The sequence below is a fragment of the Luedemannella helvata genome, assembly GCF_039528415.1.
Taxonomy (GTDB): Bacteria; Actinomycetota; Actinomycetes; order Mycobacteriales; family Micromonosporaceae; genus Luedemannella; species Luedemannella helvata.
Window position 1 is genome coordinate 23,513 of sequence record NZ_BAAALS010000027.1, and the last position, 17,856, is coordinate 41,368.

The window sequence follows — 17,856 nt, forward strand, 5'->3', positions numbered from 1 at the left end:
GGCGGTCCGGCAAGGCCGACCCGTCGGCCGGTGGCCGCCCCCTTCCGGCCGGCTTGGTCGTTCTCGTGAACAGGCACGTATCACGGGACGGCGGGAGACGGTCGTGGGCAAGCGGAAGAAGTCCAACCGGCGCAACAGCGCCAAACGACTACGGTCGGCCGCGACCCGACCGGCCGTGGCCGCCGAGCCGCGGCCCGTCGACCGGGACGTGGATCCCCCTGTGTCCGTCTCTCCCGTGGGGCCCAGAGTCTCCGATGTGTCCACCGTGGACGGCGATCCGACGGAGTTGGGATGGCCGACGGACACGACGACGCGGTTCGGCTGTGCCATGGGTGTACTGCCCGGATTTGTCATCTATCGACAGTCGGATGAGCGGTCCGTTCCTGTGGATGACGACACCAGCCGTAGCCTTGTTCGCGTCTCGGCCGTAGGCTGGCCGAGCATCGTCACTCCGGACCGGCCGATCGCGGCAGGCTCAACGAGCCTCTCTGGTCCCACTGGCCACGCCAGGCGACACCTTTCCGGCGATGCACAACCATCCGACGCGGACGAGGATGACACGGTGCAGGACAACGGATCGTATAGCGGCCCTGAGTTTCGTCAGCCGACCTATAGCGGCCCCCATCCGGACGATGTTTCACGTGAAACATACGAGTCCGGGTCCGGTGTGCCGCAGCCCCGCTTCAGCTCGGGGTCGTACGTGGCGATCGAGGTGTCCGGGGACCACCCGGTGGTGCGGCCGCATCCGGCGGCTGAGCCAACCGAGGTGATGCCCGTGTACACGCCGTCGGCGGCCACCGCTCCCGCGCCGGCTCCTGCCGTGGTGCCTGACCCGGCGCCCCTAGTCGAAGGGCCGGTGGAGCCGTATCAGGAGCCGGTGACGAACGATGACCCACCGCTGGCGCAGGAGGCGCGCCGGGCTGTTCAGATCCTGAACCCCTCGGGTGACATCACGATGCCCCGTCCGGCCCACCCCCGGGTCATCGGCGTGGCCAATCAGAAGGGCGGCGTCGGAAAGACCACAAGCGTGGTCAACATCGCGGTCGCCCTGGCCCTACACGGGAACCGGGTGCTCGTCATCGATCTGGACCCTCAGGGCAATGCCAGCACGGGTCTGGATGTGCCGCACCACGCGGGCATCCCGGACGTCTACGACTGCCTGATCGACAACACTCCGATCGACGACGTGGTGCAGCAGGTGCAGGGGATTCCCAACCTGTGGTGCGTACCGGCGACCATCGACCTGGCCGGCGCGGAGATCGAACTCGTCTCGGTCGTCGCCCGGGAGTCCCGCCTCGCCCGCGCGCTACAGAACCACAAGGCCGAGTACGACTACGTCTTCATCGACTGCCCGCCCTCGCTCGGGCTGCTGACCGTCAACGCGATGGTCGCCGCCCAGGAGGTCATGATTCCGATCCAGTGCGAGTACTACGCGCTGGAGGGCGTGCAGCAGCTGACGAGCAACATCGCGCTCGTGAAGGCGCACCTGAACCCGCGCCTTGACGTCACCACGGTCCTGCTGACCATGTACGACCGGCGCACCCGGCTGGCCGACGCCGTCGAGCAGGACGTGCGGGCTCACTTCGGCGACAAGGCGTTGCAGGCGGTTATCCCCCGCAACGTTCGGGTCTCCGAGGCGCCCAGCTACGGTCAGTCTGTGATGACGTACGACCCAGGCTCGCGTGGAGCCACGAGTTACTTCGAGGCGGCCCTGGAGATCGCTCACCGCGGGGCCGCGATGGGAGCGACGGCATGAGCACGAAGCCGAGAGGTGGACTTGGTCGGGGCCTCGGCGCACTGATCCCGACCGCCCCGGCGGGCGCTCCGGCGCCTGCCGCGCCGCCGGCCCCACCGACCCCGCCCGCTGCCGCCACCGCCACTGCTGCGGAACGGGCGGAGCCGGTGTCCGGCGCCGCGCAGGCGAACCCGTCGGGTCTCGCGCCCGTCCCCGGGGCGCGGTTCGCCGAGTTGCCGGTCGACTCCATCAAGCCCAACGCCAAGCAGCCCCGGACGGTCTTCGACGAGGAGGCCCTGGAGGAGCTGAAGGTGTCCATCAGCGAGGTCGGCTTCCTGCAGCCGATCGTCGTACGGGAGACCAGCCCAGGCACGTACGAGTTGGTGATGGGCGAGCGGCGCTGGCGCGCGGCTCAGGCTGTTGGCCGCGAACACATCCCCGCCATCATCAGGGACACCCGAGACGACGCCATGCTGCGCGACGCGTTGCTCGAGAACATCCACCGCGCCAACCTGAATCCGCTTGAAGAGGCGGCCGCGTACCAGCAGTTGCTGCAGGAGTTCGGTGCGACCCACGAGGAGCTGGCGCGGCGCATCGGCCGCAGCCGTCCGCAGATCTCCAACACCATTCGGCTGCTGAACCTGCCGGCTCGCGTCCAGAACCGGGTGGCCGCCGGCGTCCTCTCCGCCGGCCACGCCCGTGCTCTGCTCAGCCTGGAGGACCCCGACCAACAGGACGCCCTTGCCACCCGCATCGTCGCCGAAGGGCTCTCGGTCCGGGCGACCGAGGAAGCCGTGGCGGTCGCCGTGGGCGACGGCGCGCCCGCGAAGAAGGCGCCCGCGCCGCGCCGCGCCAAACCGCACGCGCCAGGCCTGAACGACCTCGCCGAGCGGCTGTCCGACCGGTTCGATACGCGGGTCACGGTCGACATCGGCCGGCGCAAGGGCCACATCAACATCGAGTTCGCCACGGTGGACGACCTGGAGCGCATCGTCGCCATCATCGGTCTCAAGAGCGAGCAGGCCACCGACTGAGGCCGGCTATCACCTCAACACTGGCGCGGGCCGGGACCGAATGTGTCCCGGCCCGCGCTTCGTTGTACGGGCCGTCGACGGATCGTCCCAACGTCACCTCGCACGACCGCGTTTCCGGTGCGGCTGCCCATCCGGTCTTGCCACGGGACCGGATGCGCGGAGCCATGCCGATTGCCTTCTTGCCCGTCGGGTTGCCGGGCTCGACGGTCGACCGGGACTCGATACTGCGGCGGCGGCCACAGGACGGCATTGCTGGGTCGAACGGCGGCGGCACATGCCGTCGACGGGCGCGGTATCCCTGTGTGGGTGGCGTCTACGGGCGCTCGGTTGTGGTGCCGGCTCCGAATACAGCAGTACGTGCAGAGCGGAGGGGTGCGCGGTCGGGAAGACGCGTGAGTGAAAGCGCGTGGAGCGAAGGCGCGGGATGGCTCACGTGGGTAGAGCCCGCGTAGATGGAGCTGGCGTAGGCAACCGCGACCCCTCCTGCGGACGCCGACGCCGGTGAAGGCCCGCGGGGATGGGCCCGCGGGCGCGGGCTCGCGTGGGTGAGCGCAGCAGAGGATGGGCCCAGGTTCGCGCTCGCCTGGTTGAGTCTCGCGTAGGGGTGGGCTCGCGTTGCCGGAAGGCGCGCGTGGCGGGTGGGTGGAAGCGGGTGTCGCGGGTGGTGGAAACGGGCGTGGCCGGTGGGTGGAAGCGCGCGAGTGGAATCGCATGGCGCAGACCTGAGGACTGGCGGCCCAAGCTGGCGCGCAGGGCAGGAGAGCGCGCGAGGCGGGACGCAGAACATGATGGCCGCGAGGTTCGGACAACGGACGGGTGCGCGTGAGCTGTCTCGGTGACGGGCGAGGACGAGGACCACGTTCCGACGCGGATGACGACCGAGCACTCGGTCGCCCGCGCGGTGGACCACCAGACAGCTGACCGTACCCTCTGATGTTTCACGTGAAACCAATGTGCTCCCGGCCGCAACGCGCGGTTCGGTAAGGTCGAGCGAACGCTTCCATGGCGAGGCGCCGACGAGCCAAGCAAGGGATCTGCCGGCGCTGTGCGGAACGGACCACGCCCGTAGGGCTGGCGGTGCCGGACCGACAGCGGCGCTCCAGAGCGACAAGGGTGGTCGGCACATCTAGCGCGCGGGCACGGCTAGACCGCCACGGTCGATCGGGCGCGTCTGGCATTGAAAAGCCCTCCGCCATCCCATGCGAACCAGGCTGGTAGGCGTACGGGTTTCGGATCGGCCGGATGCGGCCGACGCGACCCGCGTCCGCACGTGCCCGACATGCCGGCAGGGTGCGGCGACGCCGGTCCGCGTTCGCGCGTGCCCGCCGCGCCCGCCGTCCGCCGCGCCCACCGTCAGCGTTCCGAACGGCGACCCGTTCCGAACGGCGTTCCGTTCCGAACGCGACGGGTTCAGAACGACGTCGCGTTCCGCCGCTCGCTACTGGTCTCCAGTCCGTCGATCGCACTCAGCAGCGCTCCCCTCGCCACCGTGCCACGGTCCGGGGGCACCCTCTCGGCGCCGGCCATCCGGGTGGGGAAGCAAACGGCGGGCACGGCTCGACGCAGGACCACGGGGACCCCACCCGGGCGGCGCGGTAGTGCGGATCTCATACGTGCCAAGTCCGGAGGCGAACCTCGCGACCGGACGACTACGTTTCACGTGAAACATCGGAGGCCCCCGAAAGTTCTCCACAGGCGTTGTCCACAGGCGGGGTCCGTCAGTCGCAAAACCACGTGTCAGCGGTACGGCGGGCCTGTGGACGACGGGTACCCCAGGGTGGCTCGGCTCCGCTAGTGTCGGGCCCGTGGCCGACCTCTCCGATGCCCTTCCTGAGTTCACCAAGTGGCCGACGTTCCCTTTCGAGGGTGACCTGAGACTGCGGCAACTCGATCCCCCGGTCGAGACGGAGCCGCCCCGCCTCGGCGAGGATCCGGCGACCTGCCTCGCGTGCGCGGCCCCCGAGGACGCGTACATCTGGGTGAGTGACCGCTGGCGCGTACGCGCGCTGGAGCGTCCCACGGGGCTGCCGATGGTCCTGATCCTCGAGTCGCGTTCGCATTTGGATCTGGGCGACCTGCCGAACCTGTTCGCGGCCGAACTCGGCGTCATGACGGTACGCCTGGAGCGGGCCATGCGTTCGCTCGACGGAGTGGCCCGGGTGCACGTGAACCGGTGGGGTGACGGCTCGGCGCACCTGCACCTCTGGTTCCTGGCGCGCCCGTACGGGCGGCTGCAGTTGCGGGGCACCTTCCTCTCCCTGTGGGACGACATCCTGCCGCCCATCCCCGAGGAGCAATGGCGCGAGAACTGCGCGCTTGTCGCCGCATGGCTCGCCGAGTTCGGCGGTCGACCCCTGGCCGAGCCGCCACGCATCGACTGGAAGGCCCCGTCCACCCTCGGTGCCGAAGAGATCGGCAGCGGCCAGACCAGCAGCGGCCAACCCAGCGGCGCGACAGTCGACCAGCAACAGCGCGACTCCGGCCAGGGGACCCCGGCCGACGCGCGGGGCACAGAGGGCACGAGTACACCCGTCGACGTGGCAGACAACCCGCCAGCCAACGGACGGACGAGCGCCACGGACGACGCGGACACCGATCCGACCATCATCCAGAAGTCGGCCTCACGTTCGGCGTTCGGCGTACCCCTCGATGATGACGAAGGCTGGGAAGAAGGGGTCTGACTTCTCCCGTACAGCGCGCGTGGAGCGTACGATCGCAGGGGTTGGCGAGGAGGCGGCATGCGCCCTGCTGTGTTCTGCGAGAGGTGTCTTGATGTCGCGTAGGCTCGTCAACCTCACTCTGGACACGCTGGATGATCTGCCCCGCCGGTGCCGTCAGTGCGTCTATTGGGAACTCGATCCGGTCGCGGCCGAGCGCGCCTGCGCCTCCGGCGATCCCGGCCTCGAGAAGGAGGCGTGGGTTTCCCAGACCCTGCTGGAGTGGGGCTCGTGCGGCAAGCTCATCTACGCCGACGGCATGCCGGCGGGGTTCGCGCTCTACGCGCCGCCGGCGTACGTGCCGCGCTCCATGGCCTTCCCGACGAGCCCGATCTCGCAGGACGCCGTGCTGCTGATGACCACGCATGTCGTGCCGCCGTTCGACGGTGGCGGGCTGGGCCGCATGCTCATCCAGGGTGTGGCGCGCGACGTGACCAAGCGCGGCATCAAGGCGATCGAGGCGTTCGGCGACGCGAAGTACGGCGACGACGTCGACGAGCTCTCCGGGTGCCTGGCGCCCGCGGACTTCTTCCTGGCGGTGGGCTTCAAGACCGTACGTCCGCACCCGCGGTTCCCCCGGGTGCGGCTGGAGCTGCGCACGGCCCTGTCGTGGAAGTCCGATGTGGAGTACGCCCTGGAGAAGCTGCTCAACTCCATGAACCCGGACGCGATCCTGCGCCCGGCCACGCGCTCCATGCTGTCGGCGACGCCGAAGGAGTAGTCCCTAGCGGGACTGCCCGACGGTTGCCCGCAGGTCGCTGACGTCGATCGAACCGGTGGGTACGTCCGACTCGATGGGCAGGTACATCCGCTGCACCGCGGCGACGATCGCCTCGACGAGGCGGTCGCGGAACCGCGGGTCGACGAGCCGCTCCCGATCGGACGGCGATGTCAGGTAGCCGGGCTCGACCCGTACGGCGGGCATGCGCGTGATGCGTAGCAGGTCCCACGTCTTGGCGTGGATGTGGCAGTCGCGCAGCCCGGTCCGGCTGACGATCTCGCGCTGCACCAGCCCGGCGAAGCGCTCGCCCAGGGTGGACGAGACGCCACCGTCGCCGTAGTGCCCGTAGTGGTAGGCCGCGACCCCGCTGGCCGACGGGTTCGGGTGCGCGTCGAGGTGCAGCGAGATCAGCAGGTCGGCGCCGAGTTCGTTGGCGAGCGCCGCGCGGTCCAGGTCGGTGAACGGCTCGCGCGGGCTCGGCCCGCGGGTCAGGTGCACCCGCATGCCGGCCGCGGCGAGCCGGCCCTCCAGGCGGGCCGCGAGGTCGTACACGAGGTCCGCCTCGGCCCATCGCAGCGTGCCCTCGACGACGGTGATTCCGGGGTCACCGCCGCCGTGGCCGGGGTCGATGACGATGCGCTTGCCGACCAGGGCGGGGCCGGCCGCCCGGAAGCGCTCGGTCTCGCGTAGCAGGTTGGGGCGCCCACCGGTCACCTTGCGCCCGAGACGCCGCAGCGCGTGCATGGTTTGCGGGCCGCAGGAGCCGTCGGGTACGAGGCCGACCTCGCGCTGGAACCGGGCCAGGGCGGCCGAGGTGCCCGGCCCGAAGATGCCGTCCGCGCGGCCCAGGTTGTAGCCCAGCTCCAGCAGCCGCTCCTGCAACTGCCGCACATCGTCGCCGAACATGGGCTCGGGCCGGGAGTACGAGAGGACGCGCGAGCCGAGCTGCCACCGCGCGGCGTCCAGCGCCCGCCAGGTCTCCTCGTTCACCTCGCCGTCGGCGGTCAGGCCCCGGCTCTGCTGGAAGGCCCGGACCGCTCGTTCGATCGGCTCGTCGAAGACCGCGTCATCGAAGGAACCGCCGTTGGCGGACGGGGGGAGGAGGCCCTGCCCGGCAAGGATCGCCCGGATCTCCACGACAGCCGCGCCACGGTCGGCGCGCCGGATCACTCGCATAGGACTATCTCCCTCGGAGAGGGCTCACGCCCGAAGCCGGCCATGAGGTGTCGTGCACCAAATGCACCGGAGCGTACCGCGTACTCACAAACAGAGCGCCCCACGCGGGCGTGGGGCGCTCTGGGCAGATCGTGCCGCGATCAGATCGCGGATTCGATGAGGCGGACGAGGTCGCCCTTGGGGCGGGCGCCCGTGACCGACTGGACCGGCTGGCCGCCCTTGAAGATCGTGAGGGTGGGGACCGACATGACGCGGTACGCCATCGCGGTCTCCGGGTTCTCATCGATGTTGAGGTTCACGATCTCCACCTTGTCGCCCATCTCGGCGGCGATCTCGGCGAGCACCGGCGCGACCTTGCGGCAGGGCGCGCACCATTCCGCCCAGAAGTCGACCAGGACGGGCTTGTCCGACTGCAGCACGTCGGAAGTGAACGTGGCGTCGGTCACGGCCTTGGTGGCGGAGCCCATGTCGTATCCCCTCTGTTCAAAGTCAGGTCACAAAGTTCAGTCGATGATCGAGGCCAGGTAGCGCTCAGCGTCGAGCGCGGCGGCGCAGCCGGTACCCGCGGCCGTGATGGCCTGGCGGTAGGTGTGGTCGACGAGGTCGCCGGCCGCGAAGACGCCGGTCAGATTCGTCCGCGTACTGGGGGCATCAACAATGACATATCCGGACTCGTCCAGGTCAACCTGGCCCCGGAAGAGCTCGCTGCGCGGGTCGTGGCCGATCGCCACGAACACGCCGGTCACGTCCAGGACGCTGGTCTCGCCCGTGACGGTATCGCGCAGCCGCACGCCGGCGACCGCCCCGTCCTTGCCAAGAATCTCCTCGACGACGCTGTTCCAGGCGATCTTGATCTTCGGGTTGGCGAGGGCCCGCTCCGCCATGATCTTGCTGGCGCGGAACTCGTCGCGGCGGTGGATGATGGTCACGGTCTCGGCGAACTTCGTGAGGAACGTCGCCTCCTCCATGGCCGAGTCGCCGCCGCCCACCACGGCGATCTGCTGGCCGCGGAAGAAGAAGCCGTCACAGGTCGCGCACGAGGAGACGCCGTGGCCCAGCAGCTCCTGCTCGCCCGGCACGCCCAGCGGGCGCCACGCCGAACCGGTGGCCAGGATGACCGCGTGAGCCCGGTAGGCCGTCTCGCCCACCCAAACGGTCTTGACGTCGCCGGACAGCTCCACCCGGGTGACGTCGTCCGTGAGCAGCTCGGCGCCGAAGCGCTCCGCCTGCTTGCGCATGTTGTCCATAAGGTCGGGCCCCAGCACCGCGTCGGGGAAACCGGGGAAGTTCTCCACCTCGGTGGTGGTCATCAGCGCACCGCCGGACTGAACACCCTCGATGACCAGCGGCTTGAGGTTGGCGCGCGCGGCGTAGACCGCCGCCGTGTAGCCGGCCGGGCCGGACCCCACGATGATCAGATTGCGGACGTCGTCCACCGCTGCTCCTCCGTCTCGGCGTGGGCATCACGTTGCCACACGCGCCGCCGATGCGACACCGTTCGGCACTCGGCGCAACGCCATGGTACGGACCGGTGATTCCCCAACGCGGCGCGCATCACGCCACCGGCACGCCATCGTGTCACCCGCCTGGTCAGGGCAGGTCGCGGCGTCCGCGCAGGTCCGCGTCGCCGGCACGACAGGCGCCGCCGGCCACCGCGACCGTCTGTCCGCCGGGGCGTGTGACGACCACCACCAGCGCGGGAGTGCCCTCGTACGACGCGAACTCGGCCCGCAGCGGCGTGCCGCCCGTTGCCGCTCCGATCGCGTCGAGGCAGCCGCGCAGCGTCGCCGGCGCGGCGAGCGCGGCCAGCGGCGCCGGCACGGGAACGGACGCCTTGGCCGCGTCGCCGTCGGTCGCCTCGGCGATGACCGCGAGCGACAGGGTCGCCCACGTGTAGTCGGTGTCGCTGCTGAAAACCGGCACCGACGCCAGCTCGTCGGTGCGGTCGCCCTGAACCGTCGCGGGCGCGGTGGATTCCCGGCGGAACTGCGCGTTGCCGTCCGGGCCGGCGGAGGACGCGGCCGCCTCGGGGGCGGCGTGGGGGGCGCCGCCGGCCGCGGGCGCGTCGGCCGCCGTACTGGACTCGCCGGACGGCAGGCTCCCGTTCACCACGCTCCCGCCGACGATCGCCACGAGCGCGGCGGCGACAGCGCCGACGGCCACCAGGCCCGCGCGCCGCTGCCGGCGCCGCCGCGCCTCGTTCAAAGAAATCGGCGTACGCGCGACAGCGCCCGCCACGTCCTCGACCTTGAGGGCGGCGTCGAGGCGGGCCGCCACGTCGGCCGGCATCGCCTCGCCGGGCTCCTCGCGCAAATGCGTGGCGACGACCGCGTCAGCGGCGACCAGCTGCTCGTAGGTGGCTGCCCACGCGGGGTCGGCGGCCACGAGGGCGGCCACCTCGGCCTCCTCGGCGGGGTCGAGCAACCCGGCCGCGTAGTCGGCCAGCCGGTCCAGATCGTCCTCGTTGAAGGTCATGGCGCACCCCCCTCCGCGTCGTCGCTTCCTTGTTCAGTTCCGACGGCGGCGGGCGCCGCACGGTTCCCCGCCGAGCCCCGCGCGGGTGTGTGACCTTCGTCCGACAGCCGCAGGTGGCCGAGCGCCACAGCCAACCGGGCCCGGCCCCGGGCGCACCGGCTCTTCACCGTGCCCTCCGCGATGCCGAGCATGGCCGCGACCTCAGCGACCGGGAAGCCCTCCATGTCGACGAGCACGAGCACCGTCCGCTGCTCGTCCGGCAGCGCGCGCAGCGCGTCGCGCACCGTCAGCTCGGTCGCCACGTCGGGCAGCGTGGTGGCGCGGGGCACCAGGGCGGGGGAGTCCGGCTCGGGCAGCGGTACGGTCGGCCGGGCCTGCCGCCGGCGAAGGCGGTCCAGGCAGGCGTTGACGACGATGCGGTGCAGCCAGGTGGTGACCGCCGAATCGCCGCGGAACCGCTCCGCGCCCCGGTAAGCCGCCAGCAGCGCATCCTGCACCGCGTCGGCGGCCTCCTCGCGGTCGGCGAGCGTACGCAGGGCCACCGCCCACAGGCGGTCCCGGTGGCGGCGGACCAGCTCCGCAAAGGCCTGCCGGTCCCCGGACACGTGGGCGCGCATGAGCGCGTCGTCCGTACGGGGATCGGTCACGGAACGCACCCTATCGGGACGCGACCAGCTTCACTCCCCGGTGACCGTGATCTCCTGGACGGCGACCTGGAACTTGCCGGTGCCATCCGGCGGCATTTTGGCGATCCAGACGACCAGGACCTGCGTTTCCAGATCGACCGGGAAGACCACCCGCGGACCGTTGGTGTCCTCCTGGATCTGCCCAACGGTCTTGAAGGCCGAGCCGGCCTTGTCGAACTTGGAGATCTTAAGATCGCCCGCGTCGTTGTTGCCGGGGTCGTTGGGCCCGGCCAACAGCGCGGTCGTGACGCCACCCGAGCTGAAGGTGACCTCCACGTTGCGGATCTTCGTGGGCGTGCCCAGATTGATCAGGACGCCCATGCCGGGCTTGAGCCCACCGAAGTCGGCGCGCGTGTAGTGCTCGGTCGGCCACCCGGTGGATTCGTCGCCGTCGACGGCGCGCTCGACGCCGGCAACCTCTGAGCCGTTGCCCTTGGGGTCGACGATGCGGACGATGTCTGCCCGCAACGGGATCGTGCGCCCCGGCGACTCGGTCTCGACCGCCTGGGTGGGGGTGACGGTCGTCGGGGTGCCGCCGTCGTCCGACGAGCTGAACAGCTTGTTGCCGACGAAGATGCCGATCGCCGCGATGAGCACGAGCACCGTGACGCCGACCAGCAGCTTGCTGCCGGAACGGCGGCGCGGCTCGGGGCCCGGGTCGGCGCGGAAGGCGATCGGCCCGGCGTCGTCGTAGTGATCGGGGCCCTGGCTGACCAGCCGGGCCAGGTCGGCGGCGAGCGCGGCGGCGGGTGGCGCCTGCACGTCCGGCGTCAGCAGCTCAGTCGCCATGGCGTCGAGCTGGCGTGGGACCCCGGCGCGCACGTGGCGCAGCGGCATGGGTCGTCCCGCGCCGTCGCGGGCGGCGTCCGGCAGGCCGCCGCCACCCTCCGGCAGCGGCCAGTGCCCGGTCAGCGAGAAGTAGAGGATGCCACCCACGCAGCGCACGTCGCGGTCGGCCGTGGCGGTCGCGTCGGCCCGCGTGTCGGCCAGCACCACCCGGCCGTCGTCGGCGACCAGGACCGTGCCGGGGTGGATGTTGCCGTGCACGATGCCGGCGGCGTGCAGCGCGGAGACGGCCTCGGCGACCGCGTGCGCCACCATGGTCGCGTGCTCCGGGCCCAGGGTCGACTCGGTCACGATGTCGCGCAGCGAGACGCCCGGCACCCACTCGCGCACCACGTATGCCTGGTCGCCCTCGTCGACCGCGTCGTAGACGCCGGCCAGGTGTGGGTGGACCACCCGGCTGACCGCGACGGCGGCGGTGATCATGCCGGCTGCCGCGTCGCCGCCCGGCGTGCGGATGACGAGCGCGACCTGGCGGCGGAGGATGACGTCGACACCGCGCCAGATCTGGCGGCCGGCCGCGTCGGTGTTGATCTGCTCGTCGAGCCGGTATCGTCCGGCCAGAAGTCGGGGTTCCTCGCCGGTGGTCAGGCCGGGCGCACCCGGGGTGGTGGCCCCGGGCGTGGCGTCCTGTCCTCCGCCGACGTGGGTGGTCACCCAACCTCCTCCGTTGCGTCCGGCGTTGCCGGCGTCTGGGCGAAGATAGCTCAGAAACGCGGCCAGTGCTTGGCTGTGCGGCGGCGCGTCAGCACATCCGTGACGTAGTCCCGCCCCATGAAGACCCTACCGGGCCGTGTCACGCCGGAACCTAACGATTCGGGTCGGACGATTCGACACCGACTGGCGGCCGGCCGGACGCCCAGCCATACGGTAGGCGGAGATTCCGGGCAAAAGCAAATCTTCCGAGTACGTCCCCCCAGCGTCGGCCCGGTTGTCCACAGCCTGGGCGTGCACAGCCTGTGGATGTCTATCTACGGCGTCTTCGCTGGTAAGACGCATTCAGTTCAGTTTGTTCACAGCGGTTTTCCACAGCGGATGGGCAGGTAATCCACACCCAATCCACTGCAATCCACCACAACCCCACAGTGTTATCCACAGCCCGTCTCGCGAAGGTGTCTAACGGCCGATCCTCGCGCGGAGGGACGTGGCCACCTCGCGCACCTCGGCGACGCGTAGCAGGAACGCCGCCGCCACATAGACAACCAGGAGCAGCCCGCCGCACACGATCAGCTGGACCAGGCTGGCGATCCAGTTGGAGCCCATGGTCTCGATCAACAGCCATGCGAGCAGCGCCGTGGGGACCGCGGCGATCACCGCGGCCGCGGTCTGCCTGGCGAGGGACGCGATGTCGCGGGTCAGCCCCAGGCGGCCGACCCGCTTGCGCAGCAGCCAGTACCCGATGACGACCGACAGGGCGAAGGAGACCGCGTTGCCGAACATGAGCCCGGCGGCCACCCAGGTGGCCGGGAGCACGAGATAGAGCAGCACGTCGACGGCGATCCGCACCGCCACGACCGGGATGTTGAGCAGGGTTGGCGTGCGGGTGTCCGGCATCGCATAGAAGGCGAAGATCTGCAGCTGCGCGATCGAGAACGGCACCAGGCCGATGGCCGCGACCGCGATCACCCAGCCGGTGGCGATGGCGTCGGACGGGCTGTACGCGCCGTACTGGAAGAGCACGACCGCGAGCGGGCGGCCGAGCACCAGGTAGAGCACGGTGATCGGGATGAGGACGACGGCCGACAGGCGGATGCCCAGCGACAGGTGTGCCTTGAGGTCCTCGTGGCGGCCCTCAGCCGCGGCCGCCGCCATGCGCGGCATCAGCGCGGTGATGATCGAGACTGCCACGATGCCGTGGGCCATCATGAAGATCAGGTAAGCGTTGTTGAAGACCATGGGACCGGGCGCGCCCGCGTTGGACGCCGCCAGGTTCGCCAGCCGGAGCACCACGAACAGGCCGATCTGGCTGATCACGACGTACGCGAGCATCCAACCGGACAGCCGCGCCAGCTCGCGCAGGTGCAGCTGGCGCCAGTCCCAGCGCCACTTCCACCGGAAGCCGACCTTGCGCATGGCAGGCCACAGCCCGGCGGCCTGCACCACGATGCCGAGCGTCGTACCGATGCCGAGCACCAGGACCTCGCTCGTGCGCAGCGTCTCCGGCTGCGGCGGCGAGTCGATCACCGGCAGCAGGATGAACACGCCCGCGGTGGCGATCACGATGAGGTTGTTGAGGATCGGCGTCCACATCGGAGCCGCGAAGTGCCCGCGCGTGTTCAGCAGCGCCGCGAACAGCGCCGCCATGCCGTAGAAGAAGATCTCCGGCAGCAGCAGGTAGGACAGCGTCGTGATGAGCCGCGACGTCGCCGGGCTGGTGTTGTCGCTCGTGAAGAACAGCGTGAACAGCGGGGCCATCGCGACCGCGAGCAGCGTCGCCGCGCCGAGGAACACGGTCGCGAGCGTGAACAGTCGCTGGGCGTACGCCTCGCCCTTGTCCGTGTCGCGGGTGCGCGCCCGCACGAGCAGCGGCACGACCACGCTGGCGAGCACGCCGCCGAGCAACAGCTCGTACACCATGTTGGGCAGGGTGTTGGCGATCGTGTAGGAGTCGGCGACCAGGCCGGCGCCGATGGCGGCGCCGATGGCCGCGGTCCGCAGCAGGCCGGTGGCGCGACTGACGATCGACAGCACGGCCATGAGCGCGCTGTTGCGCGCGACCGATCCGCCGAGGTCGCCGGTCTGGTCGCGGGCCGGCAACTCGGCCGCGGAGTCGATGTCGACCGGGGAGCCGGCCGGGGCGGCACCCATGGTGGCGGGTGCTTCGCCTGCCGGCACGGCTGCAATGATCATGGTGGCGTCGGGATCGACGGGCAGGTGCCGCGTCGGTCCGGCATACGGGTCCTCGGGCTCCTCGTGGGGAACCGGCCCGCCCAGGCGCGGCATGATGACCGTTTCGTCGGGGTCGGGCGCGGCGTGGCGGGGGCCGGGGCCTGTCATGGCTGAGACCCTATCCGGCTGTCGCGACCGCTCCGATAGGCTGGCGGTCCCATGTCCGATTCATCCAGGCCCAGTGCCACCCTCACCGCCGCCCAGCGCAAGGCGGTCGCGGAACTTATGCGCGTCTCACCCGTCGCCGACGAACTGGGCGAACGGTTCGCCGCCGCCGGCCACGAGCTGCACCTGGTCGGCGGCTCCGTCCGCGACGCGCTGCTGGGCCGCCTCGGCGACGACCTCGACTTCGCCACGAGCGCCCACCCGGACGAGACGCAGCGGCTGCTCAAGGGCTGGGCCGAGGCGATCTGGACCACGGGCGCGGAGTTCGGCACGATCGGCGCGGCCCGCCGCGGCCTGCGTCTGGAGGTCACCACCTACCGCGCGGAGGCGTACGACCGGGTCAGCCGCAATCCGATCGTGCGGTACGGCACCGACCTGCTCGAGGACCTGCGGCGACGCGACTTCGCGGTCAACGCGATGGCCGTCAGCGTGCCCGGACACCGCTTCGTCGACCCGTACTCCGGATTGAATGATCTTGCGGAGCGGCGGCTGAGGACGCCGGGGAAGCCGGAGGAGTCGTTCGCCGACGACCCGCTGCGGATGCTGCGCGCGGCCCGGTTCGCGGCGCAGCTCAACTTCACCCCCGCGCCAGAGGTCGTCGCCGCGATGACCGCCATGGCCGCCGACCTGGGACGCATCACCGCCGAGCGCGTCCGCGACGAGTTCGTGAAGCTGATGTGCGGCGCCGACCCGGTGGTCGGGCTGCGCCTGCTCGTCGACACCGGACTGGCCGACGTCTTCCTGCCCGAGCTGCCCGGGCTGCGCCTCGCGATCGACGAGCACGCGCAGCACAAGGACGTGTACGAGCACACGCTCACCGTCGTGCGCAACGCGATCCGGCTGGAGGATGAGAAGGACTTCGTGCTCCGGATGGCCGCGCTCATGCACGACGTCGGCAAGCCGGCCACCAAGGCCGTCGGCGCGGACGGGCGGGTCAGCTTCCACCACCACGAGCTGGTCGGCGCGCGGATGACCCGGGCCCGGATGAAGGCCATGAAGTTCCCCAAGGACGTCACCGCCGACGTGTCCGAACTGGTGGCGCTGCACCTGCGCTTCTACGGGTACGGGCGGGGCGAGTGGACCGACTCGGCCGTGCGCCGCTACGTCACCGACGCCGGGGCGCTGCTGCCGCGGCTGCACAAGCTCACCCGCGCCGACTGCACGACCCGCAACCGGCGCAAGGCCGAGCAGCTCTACGCCGACTACGAGGCGCTCGAGCAGCGCATCGCGCGCATCGCGGCCGAGGAGGACCTCGCCCGGGTGCGACCCGACCTCGACGGCAACGCGATCATGGAGCTGCTCGGCCTGCCGCCCGGCCCGATGGTCGGCAAGGCCTGGAAGCACCTCAAGGAACTGCGCCTGGAACGCGGCCCGCTCGACCACGACGAGGCGGTCGCGGAACTGCGCGCCTGGGCGAAGGCCAACGGCCTGTAGGCGACAAGGCTCGTGGCGACACATCGTCGCCACGGGCGTCACCGGGTGCTGGTCAGCGCCGGTGGGGCGACCCGGCTGCGCAGCTGGATGTCGTCTCCGCTCACGCGCGCGGCCCGGCCGCCCACGTTCGCGTACCAGCAGGCCAACGTCGCGTAGCCGGCGCCGACCGCGACCAGGGCGACCACCGAGTGGCCCGTCGCCGGCAGCGCGAGCGCCGCGACGAACAGGCCGGCCACGAACGCCAGGTTGTAGAGGGTGTCGTTGACGCTGAACACCCGGCCGCGGAAGTCGTCCGCCGCCTCCACCTGAAGGGCCGTGTCCACCACGATCTTGGTCGCCTGGGACACGACCGCGATCAGAAACACGGCGAGTACGAGCAACGGCTGGCGGAACGGCAGCCCGAACGCCGGTACGGCCACGGCCAGCACCGCGAACATGCTGGCCACGAAGCGCCAGCCGCCCACCCGACGGGCCACCGGCGGGGTGATCACCGAGGCGGCCAGCGCGCCGACCGCGGCCGCCAGCGCCACCTGCCCGAGGCCCGTCAACGACGACGCGAAGTCGGCGCCCGTGGCGAAGTAGTTGCGGTAGAGCAGGAGGGTGATCAGGGCGAGGATGCCGTACAGGGCGCGGTGCAGGGCCTGCGCGGTCACCAGCAGCACGGCGCCGCGCCGGCCGGCCAGGTGGCGGACACCGTCGACCATGCCGCGCGCGGTGTGCCCCAGGCCGGCCCGCACGCCGCAGGTGGCCCGTTCGGCGTCGTCCGGCCCCAGGGCGGCCGGGCGGAAGTAGACCTGCGCGAGCACCGCCGAGATCGAGTACAGGCCCACCGCGGCGCCCGCCACCAGGGCGTACTCATGAAAGCCCGTACCGATCGCGTGGGAGACGGCGGCCGCGCCGCCCAGGCCGAGCGCGTAGCAGACCGTCCCGAGCGTGGTGGCCAGCGCGTTGGCCGTGACGAACCCGGGCGCGTCGACGACGTGGGGCTGCGCGGCCGACAGGCCGGACAGGAAGAACCGGTTGATCGCGATGATCACCAGCGCGAGCAGGGTGAAGACGAGGCCCTCCCGGCCGTACCAGATGAGGATCACCGTGGGCACGACGAGCGCCGCGCGGGCCGCGTTGGCGGACACGAGCACGCCGCGCCGGCTCCACCGGTCCAGGAACACGCCCGCGAACGGTCCGACCAGCGAGTACGGCAGGAGGAGCACCGCGAACGCGACCGCGATCTCCACCGGGCCGGCGGCCTTCTGCGGGTTGAACAGGACACTGCCCGCCAACCCGGCCTGAAACCACCCATCGCCGAGCTGGCTCGTCAACCGTACGGCGAGGAGTCGGCGAAACCCGGGCCGGCGCAGGACGGCGCGCAGGTTCCCCGGCGTGGACGTGGGTGGCATCACAGCAGCCTACGACGGCGCGCGGCGCCCGCCCACGGGCTTGGTCGGATTGAGGCGGCCGGGCAGACTGGGCACGTGCGTTGGGTCAGCCTGCCCTCCCCGATCGGCGACATCGGCGTCGCGGCCGACGACGAGGGCATCTGCGCGGTCCGCTTCGACGGTCCGCCGGCGGATGCCACCCTGGTGCCCGTCAAGGGCACGCTGGCTGCCGCCGGGAACGAACTCGCCGAGTACTTCGCCGGCGAACGCACGGAGTTCACGGTGCCCCTGTCGGTGCGGCGCGGTTCGGAGTTCGAGCGCGCGGTCTGGTCGCGGATCGCCGCCATCGGGTACGGGGACACAGTGACGTACGGGACGATCGCCGCCGCCGTCGGCCAGCCGGACGGGGCCCAGGCCGTCGGCATCGCCTGCAACCGCAACCCGCTGCCGCTCGTCGTCCCGTGCCACCGGGTGGTCGGCGCGGGCGGCAAGCTCGTCGGGTTCGGCGGCGGCCTGGACCGCAAGCGCCGGCTGCTCGACCTGGAGGCCCGCGTGCGGCTCAACCAGGGTCTGTTCTGGTAGCCGGGAGGTTGGGTGGCGGGCGC

14 protein-coding genes are annotated in these 17,856 nt (G+C 71.1%); 6 read left to right on the top strand and 8 right to left on the bottom strand.

Going from position 1 to position 17,856, the window contains the following annotated elements; all coding sequences use genetic code 11:
* Positions 1–769 precede the first annotated feature (769 nt).
* From ABD191_RS23000 to ABD191_RS23015, 4 genes are all read left to right on the top strand, one after another.
* Entirely contained in the window at positions 770–1,756 is a 987-nt protein-coding gene (locus ABD191_RS23000) for a ParA family protein (RefSeq protein ID WP_344085990.1), read from the top strand.
* The gene (locus ABD191_RS23005; protein ID WP_344085800.1) at positions 1,753–2,769 is read left to right on the top strand and encodes a ParB/RepB/Spo0J family partition protein; all 1,017 of its coding nucleotides are present in this window, start codon (positions 1,753–1,755) and stop codon (positions 2,767–2,769) included. The genes ABD191_RS23000 and ABD191_RS23005 overlap by 4 nt, the downstream gene beginning before the upstream one ends.
* Positions 2,770–4,574: 1,805 nt before the next feature.
* Positions 4,575–5,450, top strand: a complete 876-nt coding sequence (locus ABD191_RS23010) for a hypothetical protein (protein WP_344085803.1) — start codon at positions 4,575–4,577, stop codon at positions 5,448–5,450.
* A gap of 91 nt (positions 5,451–5,541) precedes the next feature.
* Positions 5,542–6,207 carry a GNAT family N-acetyltransferase gene (locus ABD191_RS23015; RefSeq protein WP_344085806.1) on the top strand — a complete coding sequence of 222 codons (666 nt, stop codon included), beginning with the start codon at positions 5,542–5,544 and terminating at the stop codon, positions 6,205–6,207.
* Between the two features lie 3 nt (positions 6,208–6,210).
* Here ABD191_RS23015 and ABD191_RS23020 read toward each other — a convergent pair whose 3' ends face one another.
* From ABD191_RS23020 to murJ, 7 genes are all read right to left on the bottom strand, one after another.
* Entirely contained in the window at positions 6,211–7,383 is a 1,173-nt protein-coding gene (locus ABD191_RS23020; protein WP_344085809.1) for an N-acetylmuramoyl-L-alanine amidase, read from the bottom strand.
* Between the two features lie 140 nt (positions 7,384–7,523).
* The gene (gene trxA / locus ABD191_RS23025; protein WP_344085812.1) at positions 7,524–7,850 is read right to left on the bottom strand and encodes a thioredoxin; all 327 of its coding nucleotides are present in this window, start codon (positions 7,848–7,850) and stop codon (positions 7,524–7,526) included.
* 36 nt (positions 7,851–7,886) lie between these two features.
* Positions 7,887–8,819 carry a thioredoxin-disulfide reductase gene (trxB, locus tag ABD191_RS23030; protein ID WP_344085815.1) on the bottom strand — a complete coding sequence of 311 codons (933 nt, stop codon included), beginning with the start codon at positions 8,817–8,819 and terminating at the stop codon, positions 7,887–7,889.
* Positions 8,820–8,973: 154 nt separating this feature from the next.
* The gene (locus tag ABD191_RS23035) at positions 8,974–9,858 is read right to left on the bottom strand and encodes a hypothetical protein (RefSeq protein WP_344085818.1); all 885 of its coding nucleotides are present in this window, start codon (positions 9,856–9,858) and stop codon (positions 8,974–8,976) included.
* Complete coding sequence (sigM, locus tag ABD191_RS23040; RefSeq protein WP_344085821.1) at positions 9,855–10,505, bottom strand: RNA polymerase sigma factor SigM; 651 nt, start codon at positions 10,503–10,505, stop codon at positions 9,855–9,857. The genes ABD191_RS23035 and sigM overlap by 4 nt, the downstream gene beginning before the upstream one ends.
* A gap of 30 nt (positions 10,506–10,535) precedes the next feature.
* Positions 10,536–12,044: a protein kinase domain-containing protein gene (locus ABD191_RS23045; protein ID WP_344085824.1), complete on the bottom strand. Its 1,509-nt coding sequence runs from the start codon at positions 12,042–12,044 to the stop codon at positions 10,536–10,538.
* A gap of 459 nt (positions 12,045–12,503) precedes the next feature.
* Positions 12,504–14,384: a murein biosynthesis integral membrane protein MurJ gene (gene murJ / locus ABD191_RS23050; RefSeq protein WP_344085827.1), complete on the bottom strand. Its 1,881-nt coding sequence runs from the start codon at positions 14,382–14,384 to the stop codon at positions 12,504–12,506.
* Between the two features lie 51 nt (positions 14,385–14,435).
* On the opposite strand from murJ, the gene ABD191_RS23055 reads away from it, so the two are divergent.
* Positions 14,436–15,875, top strand: coding sequence for a CCA tRNA nucleotidyltransferase (locus ABD191_RS23055; protein ID WP_344085830.1), 1,440 nt, complete (start codon positions 14,436–14,438; stop codon positions 15,873–15,875).
* A gap of 38 nt (positions 15,876–15,913) precedes the next feature.
* Here ABD191_RS23055 and ABD191_RS23060 read toward each other — a convergent pair whose 3' ends face one another.
* Positions 15,914–17,272 (bottom strand): MFS transporter, encoded by a 1,359-nt coding sequence (locus ABD191_RS23060; RefSeq protein WP_344085834.1) that lies wholly within the window; start codon positions 17,270–17,272, stop codon positions 15,914–15,916.
* Between the two features lie 75 nt (positions 17,273–17,347).
* On the opposite strand from ABD191_RS23060, the gene ABD191_RS23065 reads away from it, so the two are divergent.
* Positions 17,348–17,833: a methylated-DNA--[protein]-cysteine S-methyltransferase gene (locus ABD191_RS23065; protein ID WP_344085837.1), complete on the top strand. Its 486-nt coding sequence runs from the start codon at positions 17,348–17,350 to the stop codon at positions 17,831–17,833.
* The last annotated feature ends 23 nt before the right edge of the window (positions 17,834–17,856 follow it).

Coding starts and splice junctions, on each gene's coding strand:
- ABD191_RS23055 (WP_344085830.1), top strand. CDS start 14,436: ATGTCCGATTCATCCAGGCCCAGTGCCACCCTCACCGCCGCCCAGCGC.
- ABD191_RS23020 (WP_344085809.1), bottom strand. CDS start 7,383: ATGCGAGTGATCCGGCGCGCCGACCGTGGCGCGGCTGTCGTGGAGATC.
- ABD191_RS23000 (WP_344085990.1), top strand. CDS start 770: ATGCCCGTGTACACGCCGTCGGCGGCCACCGCTCCCGCGCCGGCTCCT.
- ABD191_RS23060 (WP_344085834.1), bottom strand. CDS start 17,272: ATGCCACCCACGTCCACGCCGGGGAACCTGCGCGCCGTCCTGCGCCGG.
- ABD191_RS23035 (WP_344085818.1), bottom strand. CDS start 9,858: ATGACCTTCAACGAGGACGATCTGGACCGGCTGGCCGACTACGCGGCC.
- trxA (WP_344085812.1), bottom strand. CDS start 7,850: ATGGGCTCCGCCACCAAGGCCGTGACCGACGCCACGTTCACTTCCGAC.
- murJ (WP_344085827.1), bottom strand. CDS start 14,384: ATGACAGGCCCCGGCCCCCGCCACGCCGCGCCCGACCCCGACGAAACG.
- ABD191_RS23015 (WP_344085806.1), top strand. CDS start 5,542: ATGTCGCGTAGGCTCGTCAACCTCACTCTGGACACGCTGGATGATCTG.
- ABD191_RS23005 (WP_344085800.1), top strand. CDS start 1,753: ATGAGCACGAAGCCGAGAGGTGGACTTGGTCGGGGCCTCGGCGCACTG.